The organism is Xanthomonas cannabis pv. cannabis, from assembly GCF_000802365.1.
GTDB classification, from domain to species: Bacteria; Pseudomonadota; Gammaproteobacteria; order Xanthomonadales; family Xanthomonadaceae; genus Xanthomonas; species Xanthomonas cannabis.
On sequence record NZ_JSZE01000169.1, the window covers coordinates 1 to 10,821 of the forward strand.

General features: G+C 70.0%; 3 protein-coding genes and 1 pseudogene. All 4 read left to right on the forward strand.

The window, feature by feature from the left end; genetic code table 11:
* Positions 1–2,145 (forward strand): autotransporter domain-containing protein (locus OZ10_RS19340; RefSeq protein ID WP_039566657.1); only part of this gene is annotated, 2,145 nt, incomplete at its 5' end.
* A 447-nt stretch (positions 2,146–2,592) separates the two neighbouring features.
* Complete coding sequence (gene recC, locus OZ10_RS19350; RefSeq protein WP_039566665.1) at positions 2,593–6,000, forward strand: exodeoxyribonuclease V subunit gamma; 3,408 nt, start codon at positions 2,593–2,595, stop codon at positions 5,998–6,000.
* Positions 5,997–10,181: an exodeoxyribonuclease V subunit beta gene (gene recB, locus OZ10_RS19355; RefSeq protein ID WP_039566660.1), complete on the forward strand. Its 4,185-nt coding sequence runs from the start codon at positions 5,997–5,999 to the stop codon at positions 10,179–10,181. The genes recC and recB overlap by 4 nt, the downstream gene beginning before the upstream one ends.
* Positions 10,182–10,359: 178 nt before the next feature.
* Positions 10,360–10,821: pseudogene (locus OZ10_RS19360) on the forward strand (exodeoxyribonuclease V subunit alpha); the annotation flags it as partial.

Genomic DNA, 10,821 nt, shown 5'->3' on the forward strand with positions numbered 1-10,821 from the left:
GGCGTGGTGCTGGACACGGCCACCGGTGGACTGAGCGGCACACCTACCGTGGCGGGCACGTTCAACTTCACCCTCACTGCCTCCGACAGCACGCCCAGCCCGGCCGCGCAGGCCTCGCGCAGCTATGCACTGACCATCGGCGCGGCCACGCTGGTGATCGGGCAGGGCACGTTGCCGCCGGCCGTCAATGGCACCGCCTATAGCCAGACATTGACCGTGTCCGGCGGCGTGGCGCCTTACCGTTTCAGCGTGACCAGCGGCACCTTGCCGGCCGGGTTGACGTTGGCTGCCGACGGCACGCTGTCCGGCACGCCCAGTGCCGAGGGCGTCAGCAACTTCACCATCACCGTGACCGACGCCAGTGCTGCCAGCGCGGCGCAGGCCTACAGCGTCAGCGTGGGCAGCGCCGCGCCGGTGGCGGTGGCAGACACTGCCGTGACCATGGACGGCACCGCCGTGACGGTGGCGGTGACGGGCAACGACACCGGCACGATCACCGCGATTGCCATTACCACTGCGCCGACCAACGGCAGTGCCGTGGTCAATGGCTTGGATGTGGTCTACACGCCAAACGCCGGATTCATCGGCACCGACGTGGTGAGCTATACCGCGAGCGGCAGTGGCGGCACCTCGGCGGCCACCACGCTGACGATCACCGTCAATGCGCGGCCGGTGGCGGTGTCGGTGACCGCGGATGCGGTGCCCGGCGAAGCACAGCAGGTGGACATCACCCGCAATGCCACCGGCGGGCCGTTTGTGGCTGCGGCCGTGGTCGCGGTGCTGCCGGCCTCGGCCGGTACTGCCACCATCACCCGGGTGGGCGGCACTGCCACCGCCGCCGCGGCGCGCGCCACCGGCGGCCCGTCGCCGGCCGCGGCGGCAATGGCCGAAACGCCGAGCTTCATGCTGACCTTTACCCCCAACCCGGCGTTCGTCGGCCAGGCCACGGTGCAGTTCACCTTGTCCAACGCCTTCGCAACCTCGGTGCCGGCCAGTGTGGTGTTCAACATCGCGCCGCGCCGCGACCCGAGCCAGGACGCGGAAGTGCGTGGCTTGATCGATGCGCAGTCCGAGTCCACGCGGCGGTTTGCCCGTGCGCAGATCGACAACTTCCAGCGCCGTCTGGAAGCCACCCACCGTGGTGGTGGCAGCTTCACCAACGCGGTGAGCTTCCAGCCCACCTCGCATTGCCGCCAGGCCGAGCGCGGCATCACGGCGCAGCCGTGCAGCCCGGACACCCAGGACGCCGACAACGACTTCCGCGATGCGTCGGCCGCGGCGGCGGGCAGCAGCGAGGGTGTGCTGGGCCAGGGCGACCTGGGCCTGTGGATCGGCGGTGCGATCCGCTCGGGCAGCTTGAACCGGCAGACCAACAGCAATGGGGTAGACTTCCAGACCGACGGCTTGAGCGTCGGCGCCGACTACCGGGTTGCGCAGTCGCTGGCGATCGGTGCGGGCCTGGGCTGGGGCCGCGACGACAGCGATGCGGGCACGCGCGGCAGCCGCAGCAAGGGCACCGCGTACACCATGGCGCTGTATGCCAGCTTCCACCCGGGCAAGGCGTTCTTCTTCGACACCCTGGTGGGTTACCAACTGTTGTCCTACGACCTGCGCCGCTTCGTCACCGACGACAGTTCGCTGGCCGAGGGCAACCGCGACGGCAAGCAGTGGATCGCCTCGCTGTCCACCGGTGCCGACCTGCAGCGCGGCGACGTGCAGATCACCCCGTATGCGCGGGTGGATGTGGCACGCGCCACGCTGGATGGCTATGCGGAAGACGGCGTGGCGCCGTTCGCACTGCGCTATGCCGACATGGATGTGGCCACCACCACCGGCAATCTCGGTCTGCGCCTGGAATGGCGCCGCGAAGTCGCCTGGGGACGGCTGACCCCGCAGTTGCGCGTGGAGTATCAGCGCGACTTCCAGGGCCGTGGCGATGCCACGCTGAGCTATGCAGATCTCAGCGGCGGCCCGTTCTATCGCACCGCGCAAAGTGCGTTTGACCGCAACCGGTTGATGGTCGGTATCGGCGCGGCATTGCTGACCGAGCAAGGCCTGTCCACGCGCCTGGAATACCGCGGCATCACCGATGGCGACAGCAACAACGATCAGACCTGGATGATCAATCTGGAAAAGAAATACTGATCGCGGCGCAGGCCCGCTCAGCAAGCAACGCGATGGGCCGGGCGATGACCCCGGCCCATCGCATTTGCGACGTTTGCCCGGTGGATGCGGTTGGCCCGCCGCTTGATGGCCTGCCCCTGTTCGACCTGCGGTCGCGATCACGCAGTTCGCACGCCGGCTGTCATGCGATCGCGGCGCGGGAATGTGCACCGCTCTGACTCCGGTGCTGGCCGACGCGGCGCTGCCGGGCAGCGTCGATGCGCCGGCCGGCGGCCACATCCATCTGACGTCGCGCGATCCGCACGCGGCGTCGAATGCTGCGCCGCACGGCATTGGCAATAAGGGGCTGCATCGGATTGCAGCGCGCCTGCGCGCTCGACAGCACGGCGCACGTGCATCAGCGCCAGGGCAGATTGCGGCCAGCGCCGACAGCGCATCACGCGCGCATCCGGCACAATGCGCGCACGCATGCACGTCACCTCCGCGCCCGATTTCCGCCTTTATCCATCCAATGCGCTGGATACCCTGGCTGCCCTGCTGGCCCAGGAACTGCGACGACCGGTACCCGGGCAGCCGCTGCTGCAACCGGAGGTGGTGCTGATCCCGCAGGTGGCGATGCGGCGCTGGCTGCAATCCACGCTGGCGGCCGAGCACGGGGTGGCGGCGAATCTGGAATTCCTGACCCCCGGTGAATTCGTCGCGCGCGCGCTGGAGTGCAACCTGGGCCCGGCCGACGACGATCTGGACATGGCCACCACGCAGTGGCGGCTGTACGCGGCCCTGCAATCGGACCTGGGCAGCGATGCGGCGTTGGCGCCACTGGCCGGCTATCTGTCCGACGGCGATGCGCTCAAGCCCTGGGCGCTGGCTGGCGAATTGGGCAATGTGTTCGAGAAGTACCAGGCGTGGCGCCGCGACTGGTTGCTGCGTTGGGAAGGTGGCGCCGACCCCGACGATCCGCAGGCGCGGCTGTGGCGCAGCATCGCTTCCGGCCGGCAATACCGCGCGCGTCGCATCGGCCAGTATCTGGACCGCTACGCGCGCGCCGACGGGCCTTTGCCACAGGGCTTGCCGGGCCGGCTGTTCGCCTTCGCCATCCTCAATATCTCGCCCGACGTGCTGCGCGTGCTGGCCACGCAGGCGCGCGTGGGCACGCTGCATTTCTATCTGCCCACGCCCACGCAAGGCTATTGGGGCGATTTGCAGACGCTGTGGCAACGCCGCCGCGAAGACGGTGCGGTGCAGCTGTTCACCGAACAGGTACAGGAAAACCCACTGCTGCAGGCCTGGGGCGCGGCCGGGCGCGACTTCATGGCGCTGGTGGGCGATTACGAGGTGGTGCACCCGCTGGCCGAGATCGCCGCCTATGCCGACCCGCTGGAGTCCGGCCGTCGCGCGCTGGCCGATGGCGGCCTGGGCGATAGTCTGTTGCGGCGCATGCAGAGCGATCTGTTCCATCGCCGCGCGCCACGCGTACCGGCCGCGTTGCCGGCGGTGAATCGGCACGACCCCAGCCTGCAGGTGCACGCCTGCCACACGCGGCTGCGTGAGTTGCAGGTACTGCACGACCAGCTGCGCGCCTTGCTCGACGACCCGCGCTTCGATCCGCCCTTGCAGCCACGCGAGATCGCGGTGCTGTCGCCGGATATCGACCCGTACGTGCCGTATCTGGACGCGGTGTTCGGCAGCCACGGCAACGACGACGCGTTGCCGTATGCATTGGCTGATGCCAGCCCGCTGGCAAGCGAGCCGCTGGCCGAAGTTTTTCTGAGCTTGCTCGGCTTGCCGATCGCACGCTTCGGCCTGCACGAAATTCTCGACCTGCTGGCCAGCGCACCGATTGCCGAAGCCGCCGGCCTGGACGAAGCCGGGCTGGAACGCCTGCGCGGCTGGCTGCACGCGGCCGGCGCGCGCTGGGGCCTGGATGCGGCGCATCGGCGTCAACTGCAGGCCCCGAGCGACGACGCCTACACCTGGCGCTTCGCGCTGGACCGGCTGCTGCTGGGGCATGCCAGCGGTGCCGACGACGACATCGATGGCGTGGCGCCGTGGCCGCAGCTGGAGGGAAGCGCATTGGCCGCGCTCGATACTTTATTGCGGCTGTTGCGCGTGCTCGAACGGCATCAAGCGGTGCTGGCCGAAGCGATGACGCCGGTGGAGTGGCGCGAGCGTCTGCTTGGCCTGCTGGAGGCGCTGATGCCAAAAGCGCCCACCGCACCGCGTGCACAGCGCGCGCTGGACCGCCTGCGCAGCTTGATCGACCAGTTCGCCCGCGATGCGGTGCGTGCCGACTACGCAGGCAAGGTGCCAGCCGAGGTGGTGCGCGCGCATTTCGCTGCGGTGCTGGGCGAGTCGGATACGCGCGCGCCGCTGCTCACCGGTGGCATCAGTTTCGGCCGCATGGTGCCGATGCGCCTGCTGCCGTTCCGGGTGATCTGCCTGCTCGGCATGAACGACGGCGACTTCCCGCGCCGCGACCCGGCCGCCGGGCTCAATCGGCTCACCGCCGAGTTGGGCACCGAGCGTCGCCGCCACGGTGACCGCTCCACCCGCGAGGACGACCGGTTCTTGTTTTTGCAGTTGTTCGCCTCTGCGCAGGAGGTGTTCTACCTGAGCTATCTCGGCGCCGACGCGCGCGATGGCAGCGTGCGTGAGCCATCGGTGCTGGTGAGCGAGTTGCTGGGCAGCGCGGCGCAGTACCACGCCGATCCAGCGGCGCTCGGCACGCTGGTGGTGCATCACCCGTTGCAGCCATTCGCCGCCGCGGCGTTCGGCGCGGTGGGCGACGACGCGCACGCCGACCCGCGCCGTTTCAGTTATCGCCGGCAATGGCGCCCGGCCGTGGACAGCCTGACCGGGCAGCGCCAGGCGCTGGCGCCGTGGGTGGCCGGCGCACTGCCGGCCGACACCGTTGCGCTGCCCGCCAACGTGTCGATCGACGACCTGCGCCGCCTGTTCGGCGACCCGGCCGGGCAGTTTCTGCGCCACCGCCTGGGCATGCGGCTGCCCGATCCGGCCAGCGAAGACAGCGACCTCGAACCACTGCTTGCCTCCACCCGCGGGCTGGACCACTACGGCCTGCAGCAGCAGGTGTTCGACGCGGCGCTGGCCGGCGACACCGAGCGGCTGTACGAGCGTCTGCGCGCGCGCGCACTGCTGCCATCCGGCCCGCTGGGGCGCCGCCAGCTCGATGAGCGGGTGGCCCAGCTGCGCCCGTATGCGCAGGCATTCCGGCAATGGCGTGGCGAAGCGCCGGCGCAGTCGCGCCGGCTGCAGGTGCAGATCGGCGAGACGGAAGTGCATGGCCGCGTGCCTGGTTGGTACGCCGATGGCGTGGGGCGGGTGCAGGTCGGCGCGCTCAGCGGCCGCAGCGCGATCCGCCACGGCCTGGAATGGCTGCTGCTGCGCGCCGCCGGCGAGCAGGCGCCGTATGTGCGCTTCTTCGAACACGACGATGGCCTGGGCCCGCATCCCATCGACCCCGAGCCGCTATCGCAGACGCAGGCGCAAAGTGCCCTGGCCCAATTGCTGCAGCTGTATCGCCACGGCCTGCAGGCGCCGTTGCCGTTCGCCCCGTACAGCAGCTGGAAATACCACCAGGCCGCGCGCAGCGACGACCTGGACAAGGCCATCAAGGACGCCGCCGGGCAGTGGCAGGCCAGCTTCGGCTGGAGCGAGTCGCACAGCCCGGAACTGCGCCTGGTCAACCGCGGCCGCGACCCGTTTGCCGATGCGCAGCGCTTTACCGAGTTCGCCACCACCAGCCACCGCGTCTATGACCTGCTCGAACGCGGTAGCACCGACACCACGCTCGACCCGGAGCGGCTGATCGACAGCTGGCGCCACTGGCACGGCGCACAGGATGACGCCGAATGAGCAGCACTCCCGTCATCGACCCGTACCTGCACCTACCGCTGCACGGCGTACGCCTGATCGAAGCCAGCGCCGGCACCGGCAAGACCTTCACCCTGGCCACGCTGTTCACCCGGCTGGTGGTCGAGCGCGGCCTGCGCATCGGCCAGATCCTCGCGGTGACCTTCACCGAAGCCGCCACCCAGGAACTACGCCGCCGCATCCGCGAACGCCTGGTGCTGGCCGCAACGCTCGTGCCCGATGCCCCATCCACCAGCGTAGGAGCGCACCCGGGCGCGACCGATCTCGCCAACGACCCGTCGCGGCCAAGGCCGCTCCTGCACGAAGCGCCCGACGCCCTGCTCACCCGCGCCATTCTCGAAGCGCACCTGGCCACCGGCACCGAAACCCCCGCCGCCTTGCGCCGCCGCCTGCAACAGGCCGTCGAAGAAATCGACCTGGCCGCCGTGTTCACCATCCACGGCTTCTGCGCACGCGTGCTGCGCGAACACGCGCTGGAAAGCGGCCAGGCCTTCGCCGCACCGCAACTGCTCGCCAACGACCGCGAACTGCTGGGCGAAGTCGCTGCCGACCTGTGGCGGCAACGCGCCGCCGATGCGGTGATGGCCGAAGACCTGATCGCCTTGTGGTCGGGCGGCCCGCCCGCCCTGGCCACCGATCTGCGCGCCTTGGTGCGCCACCCGGCCATCCTGCCCGCACGCTCCGATGACGCCACCGACGATGCCGCGGCATTGCTGCAGGCCGTGCACGACGCCAGCCATGCATTGGCGGCCGCGTTCCAGGCGCATGGCACGGCGTTTTTCGAAGCCATCATGGCCGCCATCGATGGCGGCATCCTGAGCAAGGTCAGCTACAAACCCGAGTGGTTGGCCTCGCTGTGGCACTGGTTCCAGAGCTTCGCCGCGGCGCCCTCGCACGACAGCGCGCCGCATCCCAAACTGTCCAAGCTCACCGCTGCGGAACTGGCCACCGGCACCAACAAGAAGTTCGTCGACCGCACACCGGCCTCGCCGATGAGCCACGAGATCGATGGCTATCTCACCGCGCTGGCAAACGTCGAACAATGGCGCACTCGTCGCCGCATCCGCCTGCTGCACGCCCTGCGCGACGATGCCATCGCACGGCTGGCACTGCTCAAGCGCCAGCGCCGCGTGCAGACCTACGACGACCTGGTCGATGGCGTGGCGCATGCGCTGCAAGGCCCGCAGGCCGATGCCTTGGTGCAGCGCCTGCGCGCGCAATACGCCATCGCGCTGGTGGACGAATTCCAGGACACCGACGACCGTCAGTGGGCGATCTTCTCCACTGTGTTTGGCCAGGGCCCGCTTGCCCGCGCCGCCGGCCTGGAGCCGGCGCTGTTCCTGATCGGCGACCCCAAGCAGGCCATCTACGGCTTCCGCGGCGGCGACGTGCGCACCTATCTGGCTGCCGCGGTCACTGCCGAACTGGCGCCACCGCTGAGCCACAATTTCCGCTCGCGCCCCGGCGTGCTGGCCGCCATCGATGCGCTGTACTCGCAGGCCGGCTACACCGACGCCTTCCTCACCGACGGCATCGCCTTCCACCCGGTGCAGGCCGGCACCAAACGGCTGGACACCGACCTGCAATGCAACGGCGTCACCGCGCCGGCACTCACGCTGTGGCGTGCGCCCGAGCCACCGCCGGCGATGAAGGGCAAGCCCAAACCCTGGAGCGCCGGCCGCGCCCGCGAGCTGGCCACCGCCGCCTGCGTCGCGGCGATCCGCAGCTGGCTGGCCAGTGGCGGCGACGGCAGCGCCACCATCAACGGCCGCCCGGTGCAGGCCGGCGACATCGCCGTGCTGGTGCGCAGCCACGGCGAGGCCACCCGTATCCAGCAGGCGTTGGGTGCAGTGGGCATCCCCGCCGTGGCCGCCGGCAAGCAAAGCCTGTTCGCCACCGACGAAGCGCTGGAATTGCTGGCCCTGCTGCAGGCCTTGCTCGACCCCGGCGACGACAGCCGCCTGCGCGCCGCCCTGGCCACCGTGTTGATCGGCGAAGACGCCGCCGCCATCGCTGCGCTCGCACACGACGGCGAGCGTCACCGCCGCTGGCAGCAGCACGCACTGGACTGGCGCGAGCGTTGGCAACGCGGCGGCCCGCTGGCCTTGATCGGCGAACTGGGCGCCGCGCATGGGCAACGCCTGCTCGCTCTGGTCGATGGCGAACGCCGCCTCACCAACTATCTGCAACTGGCCGAACTGCTGCAGGAAGCCGACGCCCGCGCGCTCGGCCCGCATGGCCTGGTGGACTGGTTGTCGCGCCGCATCGCCAATGCCGACGACAACGACGAAGCCCAGCAGCTGCGGCTGGAGTCGGACGCGCGCCGCGTGCAGATCGTCACCCTGCACAAGAGCAAGGGCCTGGAATATCCGTTGGTGTTCCTGCCGTACATCGGCATCGGTCGCAGCGACAAGGGCGCCGGCCGCCATTGCGTGGTGCATGCGCCGGACCTCGGCCGCCAGCTGCATTGGAAGACAGATAAAGAAGACCCGACCTGGAGCGCCGCCGAAACCGCCTGGAAGCAGGAACAACGTGCCGAAGACGCACGCCTGCTCTACGTCGGCCTCACCCGCGCCGAGCACGCGCTGTGGATCGCCAGCGGCCCGTTCCATCAGCACGAACGCACTGCGTTGGCCGGCATGCTGCGCACGCTCGATGCCTTGCAGGGCACGGCAGGCGAGGGCGCGGTGGTGGTCGACACCAGCACGCCGCCCGCCAACCTGCCACGCCTGCCGCCACCGGTCGAGGCGCAGGTGCCGCCCGCGCGCAGCCCGCAACGCCACATCGCCCCGGAGTGGTGGGTTTACAGCTTCACCCAGCTGGCCAATGCCGATGCCGGCGCCGCCACCGACCCGATGGCCAGCGCCACCGTGGTGGGCAGCGGCGGCAGCGACGAGCCGTCCGGCAGCGAAGCAATCGCGGTGGCCACCGAGGCCGAACCCTTCGATCCACGGTTCGCCGGCAACCGCTTCGGCGTGGTGATGCACGACGTGTTCGAGCGCTGCGACTTCGCTGCCTGGCAGCGCTGGCGGCCCGGCCAACCCGCGCCCGACGGCCAGGCCGCCGCCATCCTCGAGGCGCTGCAACGCGGCGGCTACGTCGAGAAGGAATGGGACGACGGCCTGGCCATGCTCACCGCGCTGATCGGCCACACCCTCACCGTCGCGCTGCCCGAAGGCACCCGCCTGGCCGACGTGCCTGCGCCGCAGCGTCGCAACGAGATGGAATTCCACTTCGCCATGCGGCCCACCCGCGTGGATGCGCTGCTGGCCTTGCTGCACCGGTTTGGCGTGGTCGGCGACCGCCAGGCCTTCGGCATGCGCCAGCGCCTGGAAGGCCTGATGACCGGCCTGATCGACCTCACCTACACCGTGGACGGCCGCTGGTACGTGCTGGACTACAAATCCAACCGCCTGCCCAGCTACGACGCCGACGCCCTGGCCCGCGCCATGGCGCACAGCGAGTACGAGCTGCAGGCGCTGATCTACACCGTGGCGCTGCACCGCTGGCTGCGCTTCCGCCTGGGCGATGCCGCCAATGGCGGTGGCTACGACTACGCCCGCGACTTCGGCGGCGTGCGCTATCTGTTCTGCCGCGGCCTGGACGCCGGGCGCAACCCCGGGGGCGATGGCGTGCCTGCCTCCAACGCCGGCCGCGTGCGCGAGTCCCTGCCTGACGAGCTGGCACCCGACCCCGACCGTCACGCGACACCCGGAACACCCGGAACACCCGGAACACCCGGAACACCCGGAACACCCGGAACACCCGGAACAACCGGAACAACCGGAACAACCGGAACAACCGGAACAACCGGAACAACCGGAACAACCGGAACACCCCAGGAGTCCGCCAGGCCCGGCACCGCCCAGGACCCTGCCAGATCCGGCACCGACCAGGACGTCGCCGTATCCGGCCTTGCCCTGCGCTCCGGCGCTGCAACCGCTGACAGCGCACCCGCCAGCGATCCCGCCCCCGGCATCCACGCCTGGCGCTTCGACCCCGCCCTGGTGGAAGCCCTGGACGCCTTGTTCGCCGGCAACGCCCCGGAGCCGATGTCCAGCAGCGCACCAACGCAACTGGTCCCCGATGGCTCAAAGCCCCTCTCCCCCCGGGAGAGGGGTTGGGGTGAGGGTACGTCCGCCACAGAAGCGCCCGACCCATGACCCAACAAACCCCACTGGCAATCAGCGCCGTGCGCAAATCGCTCCTCCTTACGGGCAAGCAGACACCGCAGGCAACCCATGCCACGCCTGCCTGGCCATGCCAACGCCACCTCGCATGGGTCGAGGTGCGGCACGAGCGCCGGGAGAAAGGCCTGTCCGCCATGGCAGGCAGCACCCCATGAACCAGCCGAACTCATTCAGCGCGCTGATCAAAGCCGAAGTCCTGCGCACCCTGGACCTGGCCTTCGCCCAAAGCCTGCAACGCCTAGCCCCGGACACCGACCCGCAGGTCCTGGCCGGCGCCGCACTCGCGTCGCTGGCCGTCACCAGCGGCCACGCCGGGCTGGACCCGGCCCGCGCCGCCATGTTGCTGGACCAGCGCGACGGCCCATTGCCGGCGCTTCCGGACCCCGCCGACTGGCAACGCAGCCTGGCCGCCTCGCGCTGGGTCGACCAACCAGCCCCCGCAGACCCCGCCGCCGCCGACTGCCCGCTGGTCCTCGAACACGGCCTGCTCTACCTGCGCCGCTACCGCGAGTACGAACGCCGCCTGGCGTTGGGCCTGCAACGCATCGCCGCCCAACCCATGCCGGCCTTCGACCCCGCCACCCTGGCCCCGCTGTTCGCCCAACTATTCCCC